This is a genomic window from Methanobrevibacter gottschalkii DSM 11977, assembly GCF_003814835.1.
GTDB classification, from domain to species: domain Archaea; phylum Methanobacteriota; class Methanobacteria; order Methanobacteriales; family Methanobacteriaceae; genus Methanocatella; species Methanocatella gottschalkii.
In genome coordinates this window covers 676,231-693,724 of the sequence record NZ_RKRG01000001.1, presented here as the reverse complement: position 1 = coordinate 693,724, position 17,494 = coordinate 676,231, and the positions used below count along the sequence as shown (strand labels likewise).

Below are 17,494 nucleotides of genomic sequence, written 5' to 3'. Positions count from 1 at the left end.
ATAATTTGTTACAAATAATATTTAAATATTGACCATATAAATATTAATAACTATTTATAGGTGAAAGCTATGATTGAATATGATGACATAATTAAAGATTCACCATTTCTCGCAAACCATTTAATTACATTGAATAAAACTCATGATTTTTACATTAATAAGCATATTAAAAGCGGAACAGACATTTTGCCTAGTCAGTACTATATGTTAATGTTTTTATATTATGAAATGGGAACAACACAATCAGATATTGCTAAAGCATGTTTAATGGATAGAAGTGGAGTTTCAAGAGCATTTAAAGATTTTGAAAAAAAAGGATTAATCAAAAGAAAAGTTGATAATGACAATAAAAGAGCATACAAAATAAAATTAACACAAAAAGGTATTGAAACTGCTGAATTTCTAATTAAAAAAGAAAAAGAATGGGACAATATGATTTGTGAGCAGTTATACATATCACGAGAAGATTTGCTTAAATTATTATCCAAAATTTCTTTAAAATCATTAGAATTTAATAGAAATCAATTTCAATAAGAACATTATTACAAATAGCCATCATCATAAAATCAATTTATTTAATCAATCCCAATATTAAAAAAAGACAATAATATTGATTATTCACTTAAACAAAGTTTAAATTATAGTTTGATTAATTAATAGATATGATAGAAATAGTTATTGCTTGCTTCATAGGCATACTAATTGGAACAACAACAGGACTTATACCAGGAATACATGTCAACACTGCTGGAGCAATCTTATTTGCATCATCCGGATTGTTACTGACACAATTTTCACCAGAATTCCTATGTGTATTAATGGTTTCCATGTCAGTTGCCCATGCATTAATCGAATTTATACCATCCATGCTATTAGGAGTCCCACAAGAAGGAACCGCCACATCAATACTTCCCGGACATAGAATGGTTCTAGAAGGCAGATCAAAAGAAGTAATACGAATAGTGGCTGTGGGAGGTTTTGGAGCAATAATAGTTACAATTTTAATGCTTCCAATTTTTTCGATCATATTACCCATCCTACATGATATTTTAAAGCCATACACCTGGATAATTCTTCTTGCCGCATCACTTTATCTAACATACAGATTAACAGTGAATTTTAGGGATTTTTTATGGTCACTACTTCTGTTTATATTATCAGGAATTTTAGGTTGGACCTTATTTCAAAGCCCCATAACTTCCGGAGTTACATTAATGTGTACATTCTCAGGTCTTTTTGGAATAAGTACTATTTTATTTAGTTTAAATGATTCATCAACAATGCCTCATCAAAATCCATTTTATGAGCTGAATATTGATTATGATAAACTTAAAAGCATTTTTACAGGAGGCATAACCGGAGCCATTTTAGGTTTTCTTCCAGGGTTTGGACCTGCACAAGGAACTGTAATAGCTCAAGCAGTAAGTGGAACTAATGATAATAGAAATGATGATACAGTTAATTTCTTACTTGCAACATCCGGACTTAATATTTCAGACTGTTTATTTTCTCTAATAGCAATATATATTATCGGAAATCCCAGAAGTGGAATTGCAGTTTATATGTCTTATTTAATTTCAGAAATGAATATAAACCATTTAATAATATTCATTTTTGCATCATTGCTTGCAGTTTCTGTTTCACTAATATTAGCCCTAAAATTAGGAGATTCATTTTCTAGACTAATGGGAATTGTAAATTATAAAAAATTATCCATATCCGTCATTTTACTTCAAATTATAATATTATACATCTTCATTTTTTATTATAAATCGCCCACTTGTTATATGACCCTAGCATTAATTACTTCAACTGCTTTAGGAATGTTACCCCATTATATTGGTGTTGGAAAGTCTCATTTAATGGGTGTTCTAATAATTCCGGCAATTGTAATTTATATGAAAATGTTTATCTAATATATTTTATATAATTAATACATCATCCGCTATTTTTTCTGCTTTTTTTACAATCTCAGAGGTGTCTGCACCAGGAAATGCATCAATTACACATAAATCCACATGTCCAACATCCAAATTCTCAAATGATTCATTAAAAATTTCAAATCCCTCTGAAATATTATTAAAAATTAAATTTTTATTTAAGTTTTCAATCATTTCAGGATTTATATCGTTGAATATAACTTTTTTAAAACCATATTTAAGAAGATAAATTCCTAATGCCCCGAGACCACACATCCCATCAATAGCTACACATTTATTAATCTTATTATTGTCAAGATAGTTATGTAATTTCAATAACTTCTCTTCTGTGGTCATTGCTACTTCTATATGGTGTTTAGATTGATTTTTTACTAAAACAATCTTATCCCCCAGTAATGTTCTCATTACATTAATCTGCTCATCATCACCTATGAGAATTTCAAAATGATTAATTTGAGAATTCCTATCAAATTGACCAATGTGACTTTGAGGACTCCCTTTTAAAACACACCGAACTTCCTGAACTTCATTAAATAACTTTAAAGCGACATTCGAGGTGAAATCAGGATGAAGTAAAATTAAAGTACCTTCACCGATAAATTGCGGATTTAAATTACTATAGTAAAAATTAGATAATGGAACTGGAGAATTACGTCTTAATGATGCATTTTCAGGGACTATTTTTTCTTCAATCATTATTTTTAAGATATGACTCATTACAATGTCAAGGGGTCTTTTTCCACATTCACATTTCATATATTCACCATTAAGTTCATCAAAATCAATTAAATCTTTTAATGGAGAAAATTTTTTAATCTGAATATCATTACAGTTTTCACAATAATCCAATGCTTTAATCTGTTCATTTAAATCAATCATATTCAACACCACAATTATATAATGTTTTATTATTGCTTTTTAATAACTATTTTGGCATCATAAGTAATAAAAACTATATAAGTTAGTATTACTAATTTCTAAGTATAATTAAAAATCACCATTGGTGAAAATATGAACAATAATGGAATAATACCACAATATGACATCATTAAACAAGAATATACATCTGAAGAAAAAATATTACTTGGGGAAATCAGGGAAAACTTAGTTGATTTAGCCATATCAACTGGAGAAAATTTTCAAGTAAATGAAACAAAGTTAATAAATAACATAAAGAATTTTTTATTTGAAAGATTAAATGACAACCAACAAAATAATAATGGCACAAATGAATATTTAGATAACTTGTCTCGGAAGTTGCTCAGAGATATTGTTGGATATGGGGAAATAGATCCATTAATTCAAGATGATGAATTAGAAGAAATTATGATAATCGGAATAAATAAACCAGTATTTGTTTATCATAGGAAATATGGAATGATGAAAACCAATATCACATTTAATGACGAACAAGAATTAATAGATTTAATAGATGCAATCGCAAGACAAATTAACCGACGAATTGATCAAGAATCTCCAATTTTAGATGGGAGATTAATTGACGGATCAAGAATTAACGCCACAATACCTCCAATCTCAGCAGACGGCCCATCACTTACAATAAGAAAATTCAAAAAAGATCCTCTTACAATAATCGATTTAATAAAATCAAAAACAATATCTGTTGAACTTGCAGCATTTTTTTGGCTGTGTTTTGACGGATTAGGAATTAAATCCGCTAATGCCATAATATCTGGCGGGACAAGTTCCGGGAAAACAACAACACTCAATGCTCTTTCAGCCTTCATCAATCCTAAAGAAAGAATAATAACTATTGAAGATACATTAGAACTTCAAATACCTCATGAACATGTTATCAGAATGGAAACAAGACCATCCAATGTTGAAAATAAAGGCGAATTAACTATGAATGATTTAGTTAAAAATTCCTTAAGACAACGCCCAGATAGAATAATAGTTGGAGAGGTAAGAGCTGAAGAAGCAATAACTCTATTTACTGCATTAAATACTGGGCATTCAGGATTTGGAACCCTACATTCAAATGATGCAAGAGAAACCATAACCAGATTAACTAATGAACCTATGTCTGTACCAAAAATAATGATTCAAGCCATTGACTTTATCATAATGCAGAATAGAATTTACACATCATCTGGAGTATCATTTAGAAGAATAAGTGAAGTGGCTGAAGTAGTCGGAATTGAAGAAGGAGTTGTTCAGTTAAATAAAATATTTCAATGGAATCCTGAAACCGATACAATTGATAATGTTAGTATAAGCAGTAAAACAATATCCCAAATTGCAAATCTAAGTGGAAAATCACTTAATGAATTATATCATGAAATTGAGAAAAGAGAATTAGTTTTGAAACATATGGTGAACTACAATATTCGTTCTGTTGATGATGTAACTGCAATTATAGAACTATACTATAAAAATCCTGAAAAAGTTTTAAATAATATTATTTAAAAGGGTGATTAATATTATAGAAGAATTTTTCATAGCAATTGGAGGAATTTCACTTTTCCTCATTGATTTTTTTAAAAATTTTTCATTAAAAGAAATTGAAATTGAAAAAACGAAAGACATTAACCAGAATATAGCTCAAAAATTAAATTTACAAAAAGATATAAAATTGCAAAACAACGAAAAAGATTCAATTGATAAAATTCGAAGGTTAATAATCCCCTATCTGACAAATAAAAAAATAATTGGATTACTCGGATTACTTTTTCTACTAATAAATTTATTTATAAGTTTAGAGATATCAGGAATTTATATTGTATTAGTTTTAATGACATACATATTTGTATTTTATTATCCTCAGATCCAGCAGCAAAGAAATTACTCCGATATAAACCAGGAACTGCCATATGCATTAAGACATATAGGTATTGAATTAAAATCCGGAAAAGGACTTCATGACACATTAAGAACAATTAAAAATGCAGATTATGGATCTATTTCACAAGAATTTAATAGAATTTTAGAAGAAATTAAATTTGGTAAATCAACAGAAGAATCATTACTTGAAATGTCTACCAGAGTTAAATCAGAAGGTCTTACAAGAGCAATACATCAGATTATCAGTACATTACGAGTTGGTGGTAACTTATCCAACAGTTTAGATATCATAGCTAAAGATATATCATTTGATATGCAAATTAAATTAAAAGAATATTCTCAAAAATTAAACTCATTTATCTTAATTTACACATTTATTGCTATTTTAACACCAGTAATTAGTTTAATAATGTTAATGGCAAGTTCAACTGTTATGGGTGATATATTATCATCAAGTTTATTATTTATACTCTATGGAGTATTTTTCCCATCAATTGTAGTTTTTATGGGGGTTTTTATTAAAAAATTAGAACCTAAAATTTAAAAACACATTTATAAAACTAGAATTATATAACTAATGATAAGTAAAATAGATTTTTAATAATTTTAATTTTTGTTGGTGTAAATATGTACAAAAAGATATTAGTTCCTACTGATGGATCAGAGGCATCATTCAAAGAAGTTATAAGTGCTAGTAATTTATTAGCAGAAGATGGTGAAATTATTGTTTTATCCGTTGCAAAACAGCTAAAACAACATCCGCTTCAAATAAAAAAGGATATTAAAAAAACCAATGAGACATTTATTGAATATGCAAAAGAAAATGTTGAAGAAATGAAAAAGAAATTTGATTCAAACATAAAAGTTTCCACTAAAGTTGTTGTTGGTTTTCCGGCAGAAGCCATATGTGATGTTGCTGAAAAAGAGGGCGTTGAATTAATTGTAATTTCTTCTGCAGGTGAAAGAGGATTCAGTAAACGTATTATTGGTAGTGTTGCAGGAAAAGTATGTTCTATTTCCAATATAAATGTATTGTTAATTTCTAATGAAGAAAAAGAATTAATAAAACATTCAACCACTAAAAAATCAGACAATAAAAATAAGATCAATAGGGATTATACAAGATTTAGAAATGATTTGTATGTTCTATTAAGATTTATTTCTGTTGAGAAAAGACTTAACAGCGATTACCCAGAAGAAATTATTGATTCTATTGAAAGAAGAATCAAATATTTAGATTTAATTTATAAAACACTTAACACACATTCAGAATCAGAATATGTAAATGTTAAAGAATATTTTAAAAAATATAGTGCTAATTTTTATTCATTATACAAAAATAAACAGCCAGGTATTGAATTTGTAAATAAAAGTGAAGATAATTTTAATATTCCTGATAACATTATAACTCCACTTACAGCAATAATCAATGAATTAATTGTTAATTCATTGAAATTTGCATATGAAGATTATGATGTTGAGAAAAAAATTATCACAGAAAAAGTTACAAAAAATAAAGATATCTGTGAAGTTTTCTATAAGGACAATGGTAAAGGATTACCAGATGACTTTGACAAAGATAATCCAACAGGATTAGGTTGGACCATAATAAATGCATTAGTTAAACAGCTTGATGGTGAAGTAAAAGCATATAATTCTGATGGAATGTGCTTTGAAATGAAATTTAAATTATAATTTTATTTATAATTTCTTCAATTTTTTATATAATTACTCATTTTTTAACAAAAACTAGTTAATTTAAAATATTGAATAAAAAGAAAATTTAAAAAAGGAATTAATTAAAAAAAGTTTCAATCCCTTTTGATGCTAATAAATCAACAAAAGACCCTTGTTGATCCATAATAATGTTACCTTTAGAGTATTGATCCACTGCAGCATTTATCATTGCAGATTTTTTAACCGGATCTTTTGCAGAGTTTGCTGTAGCTTTAACTATTTCCATTACTGCATCACCCCTAGACACACCATTACTTCCATCTTCGCGAATGAAATCAATTCCACTTCCATTAATTATTTTACCATTAACTTCAAGAGGAGCTGCTGCAGATAAAATAGCATCTAATGCTTTAGTATTAATTGCTACAACAGAATCAACTGAACTACCTGTACGATATTCAACTATTTCTTTTGCAAGATTCATTCCTTTAGAATTATCCACATCCCAGAATGCATCGTGAAGTAATAAATCTGATCCGGCACCCTGACTTTGAGCTTCAGCGGGCTCCTGAGCAGTTGGGTGTGTCATACCGCCCGGATAAACAGGAGTATAATTTTTAATAGCTCCATTTTCCAAATGAACAAGGAATGCCATATCACAAGCCCCCATACCTGGCCGATCCTCGCTTTCATCAATTGCACATACCAATATTGTTTTGCTACCCTCATCTAAATCAACATCATGACCAATGAACCATACACTAGCAATAATTCCTACCAATATAATCAAAACAATAATTATAAGTGCAATGATAATCTTTTTTGTTCTATCCATAATATTACCCATATAATTATAATATGTTAATAATATTTAGATCATAATACTTAAACATTATTAATAAAAAGTAAATTAATATTAATAATCAGAAATTAATGACAATTACAACCAAAAAAGAAGCACCATAATTTTTTAAAAATACTTTTTTTCTCTTTTTTATCACTAATTGTGCAATTTTTTGCTTTATTTTCCATAATAATCCTCCAAATTAACTCAACCACCCAATTTCATGAGCACAACTTAATCAAATAAAAGTTTAGCCAAAACTAATTTTTTATTATCATGTCAAATATTATACAAACAAATATATAAATATTTAGGTTAACCTAAATTTAAAAAAAGTTTAAACAAATAAAAAATAATAATGAATTTCAAAAAAATAGTAAAAATAAAATAAATAAAGGATTAAATTAAAATAACCCTACATTAATCTTCCTACACCAGTAATTTCAATACTAGCTACGCCTTCTATAGATTGAACCATATCTTCAACAGGCTCAGATCCACCTTCACCATCATCAGTAATAAACTGTAATATAATAGCAACCAAACCAAAAGCGATTGGTTCTTCAGCCATATCATGGAGTTTAGCGCTTTCTGGCATTGAATTTTCGATAGTAGATTTAATAGCATCTAAATCAATATCTGGACTATCAGGCATGATTTTCATTGTAGTTAAAACTTCACCCATTCTAATTCCTCCAGTTTAAATTTATGGTCCTTCAAAACCACATTCACATTTGTAAGCGTGACCAAAGGTACGACATTTTTCACATCTTGCGATTTTTGCTCCACAAATAGGACATTTGAATTCAACAAATGTGCCAGTTAATGGAATTTCTTGTTTACATGAAATGCATTCTACAGTTTTCATTTTTAATCACCTATTATTTGTGTGTAATCGAAGTTATAATCATTTATATTATCATCTATTAAAGATAACACCCTTTCAGGGTACTTCCCATTCACAACATAACAATCAGTCCCGAACTTTAACAAAAGAGATGGTAACATTACATCAATTGATGACTCTTGAAAATTTAGTAAAGTTTTTGCATCAATTTTACTTATGAATGTTGAACCTGACTCTTTAGGTTCATGGGTATATATACCATTTACATTTGTTACTATTAAAAGGTTTGCATTCAGAAGGTGTGAAATATAAGCTGCAATTGAATCAGAAGTTACATTCCACGAACATTCAAAAGGATCTTCACATCTTAAAAAACCTGAAACTACAAATATCGGAGTGAACCCCTCATCAGAAATCTTTTGAACTTCATCAATTGAATATGCCAATTTTGTTGATTCAACTTTATCATTTACAAGTTTAGCAATTATATCCATACAATCAATAGCTGTCCAGTGACTAGTTTTTTGTGAAAAATTAATTTCTGAGTCATATTTACGAATAAGATTCGCAAATTCACCACCCCCTAAAATAATGAGTGAATCAGTATTTTTGAGATGTCTTGCTAAATCTATTGCATAATCTGGAAACAAACTTCCCCCAATTTTAACAACCTGTTTTATGCTCATGATTTCAACCACATTTAATTAAAAATAGCTTTGAATAAATTGATATTTAACCTACAAAAGTTTTAAATTACCAGTTATCTTATCAATTATCTCGTCCTCATCAGGACCGATTGCTAAAACTGTAACACTTGATGTAGGTATCTGAGTTCTTCCAGCATCAACTACAAGATAATTAGGAACTTTATTTATATCAGCCATCTTCTTAAGTTCTGTTAATTCTTCTAAAGTTTTAACTTTCAAAACAACCTTAGCATAAGCCTCATTTTCCCATTTTTTAATTTTATCTGGGGAAGCTTTCTTATATGAACCGATAGATCCATGACAGCATTGAGCAGCCATTTTTCCCTTACCCATCTTCAAATCTGTTCTGACAATCATCACCTGTTTCATAATATCATTATTACATATTCTATTTGTACATTAAAAAATTAACTTATTTATTGTAAAATTTAATTAATAATAATTTACATAACTATTGATGATTATATTTATAAGGAGATAATAATGACTCGTATTTCAATTTTAGACAAAGATAGATGTCAACCTAAAAAATGTGATTATCTTTGTATTAATTATTGTCCAGGTGTTAGAATGGATGAAGACACCATAATAATTGATGAAGATACAAAAAAACCGTTGATATCTGAAGAATTATGTGAAGGATGCGGTATTTGTACAAACCGCTGCCCTTTTGATGCTATTACAATTATCAACTTACCAGAAGCTGTAGGAGAGCCCATTCACAGATTTGGTCAAAATCAATTCGAATTATTTGGACTTCCAACTTTAGAAGAAGGAACAGTATTAGGTCTTCTCGGACAAAACGGTATTGGTAAATCCACAATCATGAATATTTTATCTGGTAATCTGATTCCAAATTTTGGAGACTTTGAAAACAAGCCTGAAAACTGGGATGAAGTAATCGAATTTTACAAGGGATCATCTCTTCAGAAATATTTCAGAGATTTATCCGAAGGAAATATAAAAACCATCCTAAAACCACAAATGGTTGATCAACTTCCAAAAGTTGTAAAAGGTAAAGTTAAAGATTTACTAACAAATGTTAATGAAAGAGATAAACTGGATTATGTTACCCAAGAATTACAACTTGAAAATGTATTAGAAAGAAAAATGGAAAACTTAAGTGGTGGGGAACTTCAAAGAGTTGCAATAGCCGCTACTGTTTTAAGAGAAGGGGATTTTTATTATTTCGATGAGCCTACTTCATGGCTGGATGTATCTCAAAGATTAAATGCAGTGAAAGTAATTCGTTCACTTGCTGATGAAGGCAAAAGTGTACTTGTTATTGAACACGACCTCGCTACTTTAGATGCATTATCTGATAACATAAATATCCTATATGGTCAACCTGGAGGATATGGAGTTGTATCTGGAAGAAAAGGTGTTCGTTTGGGAATTAATGCATATATTAATGGATTTTTAAATGAAGAAAATGTAAGAATTAGAAAAAATCCTATTGAATTTACCATAAGGCCACCAACTCCAGAAGACGAGGGAGATGTACTTGCAAGTTACTCTGACTTAAAAAAAGAGTATGATGGATTCAGATTATCTGCAGATGCTGGTGAAATATTTTACGACGAAATTATAACTGCCTTCGGTTCAAACGGTATTGGTAAAACCACTTTTGCTAAAATGCTTGCAGGAGTTGAAGAACCAACCAATGGTGAAATTGATGAAGAAGTTACCATTGCATACAAACCGCAATACATTGTTTCTAACTTTGAAGGAACTGTTAGTGACTTCCTATACATGAATGCTCCAAGTTTTGGTAGTAAAATCTTCGATAGTGAAATTATGAAACCGTTAACTTTAGATGAAATGTTAGACAAACCAGTTAATGGATTAAGTGGAGGGGAACTTCAAAGATTAGCTATTGCTGCAACACTATCGAAAGATGCTGAAATTTATCTTTTTGATGAACCAACAGCATTTTTAGATGTTGAACAGAGATTAATAGCTGCAAGGGTTATCCGCAAAATGGTGGAAAGTAGAAATGCCGCTTCACTTATCGTTGACCATGATATCGTATTTATTGACTACATTTCAGATAGGGCAATGGTATTCAACGGAACTCCAGGTTTAAACGGTCATGCATCCAAACCAACTGACCTTAGAAATGCAATGAACGAATTTTTAGGAAATCTTAATATTACATTTAGAAGAGATAAAGAAACAAAAAGACCTAGAGTAAATAAACTTGACAGTTATAAAGACCGTGAACAAAAAGAGAAAGGAGAATATTATTACTTATCAGATTAAATATCTCCTTTTAAATTTGTTTTTAAAATTTTTAGATATTTTCAAGTTCTTTTAAGATGTATTTTTTCAAAACAACAACAGCCTTTTCACCATCCTCATCTAAACGAACTGCATCCAAAGGGTTTAATTCATAGGCTTTTACAACATGATCTAGAGAAATATTTTTAACAGCAGCAATATTTTTATCTTTTAGAATAACAGATGCACAGTCATCTCCACAACCAGTTATAGTAACTATTTTTGCATCATCCAGTATTGGAGAACAATTGTTTGGTTGTGCTGAATATTCTGTAATGCATGCTGCAACAATATTTTCATTTTCTAAAGCAAGTTCAACACTTGCTGCTCTTACAACTAATCCTAATGGGCTCAAACCACTACATGAAACTAAAGCTATTTTATCATTCATTTTTACACCTACTTTTTCATTCCATCATATCTTCTTTTAACTTTATCATAACCTCTTTTAAAGAAAGGACATATTAAAATACATTCACTACAACCTTCTCTATGAGCTGTACAAAATTTTCGAAGCAGATTTTCTTCATAATCAAATGCATCGTTAGGACATCTCTCAATACAAACCCCACAAGTTGAACAGAAATCTTTAACCCATAACATATCATTTTCATTTTTAAATGGTAAATTATCAATTGATGTATGAATCATGAAAAATCCATTATGCAACCCTTCTTTAAATAAACATATGTTACTTCTAGTAATTATACAATCCCCAGATTGCATAGCTATTGATTTTAAACTTAAGTCATCATCAAATGGATGCAATAAATCTGCTTGAAATCCGTTTTCTCTTAAAAAATCTGCAAATTCATAGATATGAATCCCATATACTTGAAACTCCATATCCATTAATTTAGATTTCTCAGGGGAAGATTCCATTTTTATCAATTCATTTTTCATAAGAAATCTAAAAATAATTACATTATCAAAATCTATATTAAAATCCTTTTTAAAGTCATCAGATAATTTAGAATAGCTAATTCCAGTGAAATTATATTTTTTAGCTAAATTATCTAACTTTAAAAGTAAATCATCGGAAATCTCCCTTTTAGGAGTTAAAGGATTATCAGTTTTATAAAAATTAGGAAGCGGCTTGTGGTATCTGAACCCCTTAAAATCCATATTAATCATTTTCTTAAAGCTTCAATAGCTTTAGGGAACTCTTCACAGAATATTTTAATCTCTTCTGTTGGAATTGAAAAACTGACACGTAAGTATCTCTCTCCAAATTCATCAGAAGTGTATTCTCCTTCTCTTGTGAATAGTCCTTTCTGAATTAAATAATTTGACAAATCTTTTGGATTGATACCTGTATCATAAATATCGATAACCATCATGTTTGCATCTGATGGATAAACAGGTAAGAAAATACCATCCACTGTATCAACCATTTCTTTAATTAATCTCTGATTTTCAAAACAAGTTTGCCTCATATCCTCAAACCAAACATCTTTTGATTTGAGTCCTGCAATGGCACCATATTGAGAAATAATATTTACTCCCAAATCATTTACAACAGCATTCTTAATAGCATCAATTATCGGTTTTGAGGATACAACCCCACCAATTCTTAAACCTGCCATTCCGAATATTTTTGAAAAACTGTAAATTGTCAAAGTTTGACCAGGAGCATAATTCTCTACAAGAAAATGTTCTCTTGCAAAGTCTTTGTAAGTAACATCATGTAAAAGGTAAATATCATTTTCTTTTGCGATTTCTGCAAATTCTTTTAATTCATCTTCCGTGTATGAGGAACCTAAAGGATTTAATGGATCAATTAAAATAGCCATACGAGTATTTTCATCCATATTTTCTCTTAAAAGATCTGGAGTTAACTTATACCCGTATTTTTCATCATAAATAGGAACATATCTTACTTCATTTGCAAATCTATTTGCAAAGTCTCCAATAATAAAATATCCAGGATCTGATAGAATCACATTATCTTCAGGAGTTAAAAGAGCTTGCATACATAAATATAATGATTCAGTTGCACCAGAGGTTAATAAAACTTCTTCATCTTCAAAACCTAAATCTTTCAAAACTAATTTTTTGAGTTCAGAAAACCCTTCTGGAGCCGGATATCTGCAATAAGTTTTCATACGGATAGCATCAATCATAGCATTAGCTATTGTATCATCATGCAAATGGTTGGTGTTTTGACCCATCCAAATCATATTTTCATCCATATACATATCTTCAAAAAAATCATTTGCATTATCATAACCCTTTGGAGGCACCCTTTCAGTTTTTTTAAACTTTTTCTTTGGGTTTTTTATATCAAAATCAGTCCTCATAATATCACTCAACAATTCCAAAATAAGTATATATAATTAATTATTAATAAAAGTACCTAAATAATTCCTTTTGAAGTAATTGAAAAAGTAACTTGTTTTCCTTCAGGAATACTTCTATGACGTTTTAATGTGGCGATTCTTTGATTGATTTCCTCACCACGTTCAAGCTGAATTATTACTTTACTCCAGTATTGTAAAATGGTTCCTCCAACTGCTTTAATATCATTATTTCCCTCATCATCATAAGAACTATAAATTTGATTTGTCAAAATAATGGCGACATCATACTGTCTTGCAATTTTAGATAAAAGACCCATCTGTTTACCTAATTCTTTATTTAATTTGGATGATTTCATATCATCTACCCTGTACAATGCCACAGCAGAATCTAAAACAATTAAATCAACATCATTATGATTACTTCTAAGCCAAGCATCAATAGACTTTACTGCATCATTTTGTTCTAAAAAACTTGTTGGTTCGAAAACAATAATATTATTAGCAACATTTGAAAAATCAACACCTGCAATTTGTTTAATCCTATCAATTGAGATTCCGCCCTCAGTATCAATGTAAATCACTTTTTTATTAAATTTAGCAACATTGACAGCAACTGAAAGAGTTATATTGCTTTTACCTGAACTAGGTGGTCCAAATATCTGAGTAATTGTTCCTTTCTCAAATCCCCCTGCCAACATCACATCAAGAGCAGAATTTGATGGAATTTTGTGATTGTCTTCAAAATTAGCCAATACTTTCATGATAATCTATATTGTTTTTTATAAAATATATAAGTTAAGAATAATATTGATTGAAAATTAAATTTTATTTTCTTATTATTTTTGGTTTGAATCCTGATAAATCAATAATCGATGAAGGGACATTTGAATCTAAATCTCCAACATCAATTACCAAATCAACATCACAATCCAATTGTTCTAAAATTTCTCTGGGATTAGATAGCATCTCATCATCAGAAACATTAGCACTAGTTGTAGTTATTGGAAAAATTTTAGCAAGATTACAAGCAATATCACAGTCCGGAACCCTAACACCAACATTAGCCAACCCACTTGTAACAACTCTCGGAACAATATTGCGTTTATTTAAAATAAACGTATAAGGTCCAGGCAAATACTTATTAAAAAGATTTTTTTGAGCTGATGAGACTTTTGCAACCAGATTAATAGATTCAATATCCTTAACAAGTATTGAAAAAGGTTTTAATAAGCTTCTTTGTTTAATACCATAAACTTTTTTAACTGCTTTATTATCAAAAATATTAGCTCCCAATCCATAAACAGTATCAGTGGGATATAATACAACCCCACCATTAGCCAATACATTAACCGCTTCATTAATTATTCTTTCATCAACACAATCAATACTTGTTTTTAAAACTTTCATTTAAATTACCTAACACATATATTATATAAAATCTTTATATATAAATTATGCTTCAAAGTTTAAGACCATTATTAACAAGAATATTGAACCCAATAGCTAAGAGATTAAATATTAATCCGAATATTGTGACAATAATTTCACCATTTGTTGCTCTACTTGCAGCTTATGGATTTGCAAATAAATTATTAATTTTAGGAACAATAGCAATTCTGCTTTCGGGATTTTTAGATGTTGTTGATGGTGCTGTTGCAAGATATCATGAAAAATCTTCTAAATTCGGTGCTTTTCTTGATTCAACAATGGATAGATTTGCAGATGCAATAATTTACATCGGAATAATATTTGGAGGATACTGTGATTGGTTAGTTGGAATACTGGCAATCCATTCTGCAATATGTGTTAGTTATGTAAGAGCAAGAGCCGAATCTCAGGAAGTTGATTGCAATATTGGAATTGCAGAACGTGCTGTTCGTATGATTATTTTAATGATTGGAGCAATAATTGGATACTTCGCAGGAGACATTTACTTTACATACATTATTTACATTTTAGTAATTTTATCTTACTTCACAGTTGGACAAAGAATATTACATGTTTGGAGGCAATTAAATGACTGAACTTGAAAGTCCTGAAAAGATAGCGAAAGATATTTTAAAATTAGAAAGGAATTTGAATCAAGTTGCCGATATTACTTTTAAAGGAAAAGAAAAAGAAGTTTATGACAGAGCTATTGATTACTGGAATGATTCAAAATATTATCTTGAAAAAAAAGATATGAGGACTGCATTCGGTTGTATTGAATACAGCCACGGACTGCTTGATGCTTTAAGGATGATTCATGGAATCATCTAAACATCAATTTTACTATTTATTAATGAATCATCACCTGCAGATATTATTTCACCATCTAAAACTTCAATAACCCTATCAGCCAGTTTAGCTACATCCATATCATGAGTTACAATTATCAAAGTCACATTTTTGTCTTCATGCAAATCAATTAATTGTTTAAGAATTTTACTACTTGTTTTAGAATCAAGTGATCCTGTTGGTTCATCTGCTAATATTATTGATGGATTGTTTGCCAGTGCACGAGCAATAGCAACTCTCTGACGTTCACCACCAGACAATTTATTTGGTAAAATTTTTGATTTTTCACTAAGACCAACATCATCCAATAACTTTAATGCGCGAAATCGCATCTCTTTAGAAGATAATTTTTGAGTATACATTGGAATTTCAACATTTTCAACAACAGAAATATTTGGAATTAAATTATGTAGCTGAAAAATAAAACCGATTTTTTTTGATCTGAATTCATTTAACTTTTTAGATGTTTTTAAGTCATGCCCATTGACATTGATTGTTCCTGAATCAGGAATATCTAATGCGCCCAGCATATTTAGCAATGTTGATTTGCCAGAACCTGACGGACCAATAATAGATACGAATTCTCCCTGTTTAATTGTGAGATTAATCCCATTTAATGCTTTTATTTTTCCGCCCTCATAACTTTTATATAACTCTTTTATTTCCACAGCATTCATCAAACCACCTCATTCATACCTCAATGCTTCTGTTGGTGGAAGTTTTACTGCTTTAATTGCAGGATATAACCCTCCAACAACCCCAACAATAATTGCTATTGAAAATGCCTGTATGAAAATTTTCGGAGTGAACAATGGATTTATTCCCATTTGCGGACCTAACAGAGTACATGCTAAAAATCCAATTAATGACCCGATAATTGCTGAGACTATTGTAATTACTAATGATTCACCTACAATCATTGTAAGAATCTTTTTATTAGACCAACCAACAGCTTTTAAAACACCAATTTCACGAGTTCTCTCAAATACAGACATTAACATTGTATTGATAATGCCAAGACCACCAACTACAATAGCTAAAAGTGAAATCGCCCAAGTGGATGCTTGAAGCATATTCAACATATCAGCCATTTGAGTCATTTCCATAACTGATGTGACTGTTGTGATATTATCCCCATATTTAGTATCAATTCTATCAGCAACAGCCTGAGCATCTTCCCCCTTATTTACTTTAACATAAATATTTGAAATTGAGTCTTTATCATCCATTAACTCTCCAATTTTAGAGATTGATGTAAAAACCCCTCCAGCCATGTTTTGATCACCAGTTTCATAAATACCTGAAACTTTAAAGTCCTCACCATTAATTATGATACTGTCTCCAACAGAATAATTATTATCTTCTGCATAGATTTCACCTAAAATAACTTCAGAAGTATTGTCTTCAAATATCCTACCTTCTTTCATTGATATGTCTGCAAGTTCACTACCTTCAGGATCAATACCAATTAAAGTATTCATATAATCATCACCAACCGAAGTTAGAACAACATAAATTGGATAAGCTTCATCAACTCCAGGTACCTTGGCTATTTTTTCTGTCCAACTAGAATCAATTGTATTAGTTCCATATGCCGAATTTCCAGTTTCTTTTCCTGAAATTGAAAAGTCAGCACCACCTGCATGTATAGTATCTTCAAAAGTATTAATTAAACCATCAGTAATGCCACCGAGAGAAACAATAACGACAATACCTATTGCAATACCAACAATAGCCAAAATTGCACTATTTTTTCTCCTAAATGGATTTTTAAGAATGAATTTTAAAAATGACATAATAATAAATAGGATAAAAAT

General features: G+C 29.7%; 21 protein-coding genes. 8 read left to right on the top strand and 13 right to left on the bottom strand.

The window, feature by feature from the left end; translation table 11 throughout:
- Nucleotides 1-69: 69 nt before the first annotated feature.
- Both EDC42_RS03445 and EDC42_RS03440 read left to right on the top strand, forming a co-directional pair.
- Nucleotides 70-534, top strand: coding sequence for a MarR family transcriptional regulator (locus EDC42_RS03445; protein ID WP_069575140.1), 465 nt, complete (start codon nt 70-72; stop codon nt 532-534).
- A 128-nt stretch (nt 535-662) separates the two neighbouring features.
- Entirely contained in the window at nt 663-1,916 is a 1,254-nt protein-coding gene (locus tag EDC42_RS03440) for a tripartite tricarboxylate transporter permease (protein WP_069575139.1), read from the top strand.
- 6 nt (nt 1,917-1,922) lie between these two features.
- Here EDC42_RS03440 and EDC42_RS03435 read toward each other — a convergent pair whose 3' ends face one another.
- Nucleotides 1,923-2,819 (bottom strand): TRM11 family methyltransferase, encoded by an 897-nt coding sequence (locus EDC42_RS03435; RefSeq protein ID WP_069575138.1) that lies wholly within the window; start codon nt 2,817-2,819, stop codon nt 1,923-1,925.
- Between the two features lie 132 nt (nt 2,820-2,951).
- Here EDC42_RS03435 and EDC42_RS03430 point away from each other — a divergent pair, with 132 nt between their 5' ends.
- The 3 genes from EDC42_RS03430 (at nt 2,952) to EDC42_RS03420 (ending at nt 6,440) form a co-directional block, all read left to right on the top strand.
- Nucleotides 2,952-4,370 (top strand): CpaF family protein, encoded by a 1,419-nt coding sequence (locus EDC42_RS03430; protein ID WP_069575137.1) that lies wholly within the window; start codon nt 2,952-2,954, stop codon nt 4,368-4,370.
- 4 nt (nt 4,371-4,374) lie between these two features.
- Complete coding sequence (locus EDC42_RS03425) at nt 4,375-5,289, top strand: type II secretion system F family protein (RefSeq protein ID WP_233144896.1); 915 nt, start codon at nt 4,375-4,377, stop codon at nt 5,287-5,289.
- Between the two features lie 83 nt (nt 5,290-5,372).
- Nucleotides 5,373-6,440: a universal stress protein gene (locus EDC42_RS03420; protein ID WP_069575136.1), complete on the top strand. Its 1,068-nt coding sequence runs from the start codon at nt 5,373-5,375 to the stop codon at nt 6,438-6,440.
- 100 nt (nt 6,441-6,540) lie between these two features.
- Here the strand turns inward: EDC42_RS03420 and EDC42_RS03415 are convergent, their stop codons facing one another.
- The 5 genes from EDC42_RS03415 to pth2 all read right to left on the bottom strand — a co-directional run bounded on the left by EDC42_RS03415 (nt 6,541) and on the right by pth2 (nt 9,189).
- Nucleotides 6,541-7,257, bottom strand: coding sequence for a DUF4012 domain-containing protein (locus tag EDC42_RS03415; protein WP_069575135.1), 717 nt, complete (start codon nt 7,255-7,257; stop codon nt 6,541-6,543).
- 424 nt (nt 7,258-7,681) lie between these two features.
- Complete coding sequence (locus EDC42_RS03410) at nt 7,682-7,951, bottom strand: elongation factor 1-beta (protein WP_069575134.1); 270 nt, start codon at nt 7,949-7,951, stop codon at nt 7,682-7,684.
- A 21-nt stretch (nt 7,952-7,972) separates the two neighbouring features.
- Complete coding sequence (locus tag EDC42_RS03405; RefSeq protein ID WP_069575133.1) at nt 7,973-8,134, bottom strand: zinc finger domain-containing protein; 162 nt, start codon at nt 8,132-8,134, stop codon at nt 7,973-7,975.
- Nucleotides 8,135-8,136: 2 nt separating this feature from the next.
- Entirely contained in the window at nt 8,137-8,793 is a 657-nt protein-coding gene (locus tag EDC42_RS03400; protein ID WP_069575145.1) for an amino acid kinase family protein, read from the bottom strand.
- Nucleotides 8,794-8,850: 57 nt separating this feature from the next.
- Nucleotides 8,851-9,189 (bottom strand): aminoacyl-tRNA hydrolase, encoded by a 339-nt coding sequence (gene pth2 / locus EDC42_RS03395; RefSeq protein WP_069575132.1) that lies wholly within the window; start codon nt 9,187-9,189, stop codon nt 8,851-8,853.
- Between the two features lie 114 nt (nt 9,190-9,303).
- On the opposite strand from pth2, the gene EDC42_RS03390 reads away from it, so the two are divergent.
- Nucleotides 9,304-11,082, top strand: a complete 1,779-nt coding sequence (locus EDC42_RS03390) for a ribosome biogenesis/translation initiation ATPase RLI (protein ID WP_069575131.1) — start codon at nt 9,304-9,306, stop codon at nt 11,080-11,082.
- A gap of 31 nt (nt 11,083-11,113) precedes the next feature.
- On the opposite strand, the gene EDC42_RS03385 is transcribed toward EDC42_RS03390, so the two are convergent.
- The 5 genes from EDC42_RS03385 to EDC42_RS03365 all read right to left on the bottom strand — a co-directional run bounded on the left by EDC42_RS03385 (nt 11,114) and on the right by EDC42_RS03365 (nt 14,807).
- Nucleotides 11,114-11,491, bottom strand: a complete 378-nt coding sequence (locus EDC42_RS03385) for a putative zinc-binding protein (protein ID WP_069575130.1) — start codon at nt 11,489-11,491, stop codon at nt 11,114-11,116.
- Between the two features lie 8 nt (nt 11,492-11,499).
- On the bottom strand, nt 11,500-12,225 hold the full coding sequence (locus EDC42_RS03380; protein WP_233144895.1) for a DUF362 domain-containing protein: 726 nt from the start codon (nt 12,223-12,225) through the stop codon (nt 11,500-11,502).
- A gap of 5 nt (nt 12,226-12,230) precedes the next feature.
- On the bottom strand, nt 12,231-13,400 hold the full coding sequence (locus EDC42_RS03375) for a pyridoxal phosphate-dependent aminotransferase (protein ID WP_083234879.1): 1,170 nt from the start codon (nt 13,398-13,400) through the stop codon (nt 12,231-12,233).
- Nucleotides 13,401-13,456: 56 nt separating this feature from the next.
- Entirely contained in the window at nt 13,457-14,161 is a 705-nt protein-coding gene (radB, locus tag EDC42_RS03370; RefSeq protein WP_069575128.1) for a DNA repair and recombination protein RadB, read from the bottom strand.
- Between the two features lie 64 nt (nt 14,162-14,225).
- On the bottom strand, nt 14,226-14,807 hold the full coding sequence (locus tag EDC42_RS03365; RefSeq protein WP_069575127.1) for an L-threonylcarbamoyladenylate synthase: 582 nt from the start codon (nt 14,805-14,807) through the stop codon (nt 14,226-14,228).
- Nucleotides 14,808-14,854: 47 nt separating this feature from the next.
- Between EDC42_RS03365 and pgsA the strand changes: the two genes are divergently transcribed.
- Both pgsA and EDC42_RS03355 read left to right on the top strand, forming a co-directional pair.
- Nucleotides 14,855-15,424 carry an archaetidylinositol phosphate synthase gene (gene pgsA, locus EDC42_RS03360; protein ID WP_069575126.1) on the top strand — a complete coding sequence of 190 codons (570 nt, stop codon included), beginning with the start codon at nt 14,855-14,857 and terminating at the stop codon, nt 15,422-15,424.
- The gene (locus tag EDC42_RS03355; protein WP_069575125.1) at nt 15,417-15,659 is read left to right on the top strand and encodes a DUF357 domain-containing protein; all 243 of its coding nucleotides are present in this window, start codon (nt 15,417-15,419) and stop codon (nt 15,657-15,659) included. Before pgsA ends, EDC42_RS03355 begins: the two co-directional genes overlap by 8 nt.
- On the opposite strand, the gene EDC42_RS03350 is transcribed toward EDC42_RS03355, so the two are convergent.
- Both EDC42_RS03350 and EDC42_RS03345 read right to left on the bottom strand, forming a co-directional pair.
- Nucleotides 15,656-16,354, bottom strand: coding sequence for an ABC transporter ATP-binding protein (locus tag EDC42_RS03350; RefSeq protein ID WP_069575124.1), 699 nt, complete (start codon nt 16,352-16,354; stop codon nt 15,656-15,658). The two genes, EDC42_RS03355 and EDC42_RS03350, sit on opposite strands and share 4 nt — an antisense overlap.
- Before the next feature lie 9 nt (nt 16,355-16,363).
- Nucleotides 16,364-17,473, bottom strand: coding sequence for an ABC transporter permease (locus EDC42_RS03345; protein ID WP_069575143.1), 1,110 nt, complete (start codon nt 17,471-17,473; stop codon nt 16,364-16,366).
- Nucleotides 17,474-17,494 lie beyond the last annotated feature (21 nt).

Bases quoted from the DNA above. Each gene is read 5' to 3' on its own strand.
- EDC42_RS03445 (WP_069575140.1), top strand. From the start codon at position 70: ATGATTGAATATGATGACATAATTAAAGATTCACCATTTCTCGCAAAC.
- EDC42_RS03440 (WP_069575139.1), top strand. From the start codon at position 663: ATGATAGAAATAGTTATTGCTTGCTTCATAGGCATACTAATTGGAACA.
- EDC42_RS03435 (WP_069575138.1), bottom strand. From the start codon at position 2,819: ATGATTGATTTAAATGAACAGATTAAAGCATTGGATTATTGTGAAAAC.
- EDC42_RS03430 (WP_069575137.1), top strand. From the start codon at position 2,952: ATGAACAATAATGGAATAATACCACAATATGACATCATTAAACAAGAA.
- EDC42_RS03420 (WP_069575136.1), top strand. From the start codon at position 5,373: ATGTACAAAAAGATATTAGTTCCTACTGATGGATCAGAGGCATCATTC.
- EDC42_RS03415 (WP_069575135.1), bottom strand. From the start codon at position 7,257: ATGGATAGAACAAAAAAGATTATCATTGCACTTATAATTATTGTTTTG.
- EDC42_RS03410 (WP_069575134.1), bottom strand. From the start codon at position 7,951: ATGGGTGAAGTTTTAACTACAATGAAAATCATGCCTGATAGTCCAGAT.
- EDC42_RS03405 (WP_069575133.1), bottom strand. From the start codon at position 8,134: ATGAAAACTGTAGAATGCATTTCATGTAAACAAGAAATTCCATTAACT.
- pth2 (WP_069575132.1), bottom strand. From the start codon at position 9,189: ATGAAACAGGTGATGATTGTCAGAACAGATTTGAAGATGGGTAAGGGA.
- EDC42_RS03390 (WP_069575131.1), top strand. From the start codon at position 9,304: ATGACTCGTATTTCAATTTTAGACAAAGATAGATGTCAACCTAAAAAA.
- EDC42_RS03385 (WP_069575130.1), bottom strand. From the start codon at position 11,491: ATGAATGATAAAATAGCTTTAGTTTCATGTAGTGGTTTGAGCCCATTA.
- EDC42_RS03380 (WP_233144895.1), bottom strand. From the start codon at position 12,225: ATGGATTTTAAGGGGTTCAGATACCACAAGCCGCTTCCTAATTTTTAT.
- EDC42_RS03375 (WP_083234879.1), bottom strand. From the start codon at position 13,400: ATGAGGACTGATTTTGATATAAAAAACCCAAAGAAAAAGTTTAAAAAA.
- radB (WP_069575128.1), bottom strand. From the start codon at position 14,161: ATGAAAGTATTGGCTAATTTTGAAGACAATCACAAAATTCCATCAAAT.
- EDC42_RS03365 (WP_069575127.1), bottom strand. From the start codon at position 14,807: ATGAAAGTTTTAAAAACAAGTATTGATTGTGTTGATGAAAGAATAATT.
- pgsA (WP_069575126.1), top strand. From the start codon at position 14,855: ATGCTTCAAAGTTTAAGACCATTATTAACAAGAATATTGAACCCAATA.
- EDC42_RS03355 (WP_069575125.1), top strand. From the start codon at position 15,417: ATGACTGAACTTGAAAGTCCTGAAAAGATAGCGAAAGATATTTTAAAA.
- EDC42_RS03350 (WP_069575124.1), bottom strand. From the start codon at position 16,354: ATGAATGCTGTGGAAATAAAAGAGTTATATAAAAGTTATGAGGGCGGA.
- EDC42_RS03345 (WP_069575143.1), bottom strand. From the start codon at position 17,473: ATGTCATTTTTAAAATTCATTCTTAAAAATCCATTTAGGAGAAAAAAT.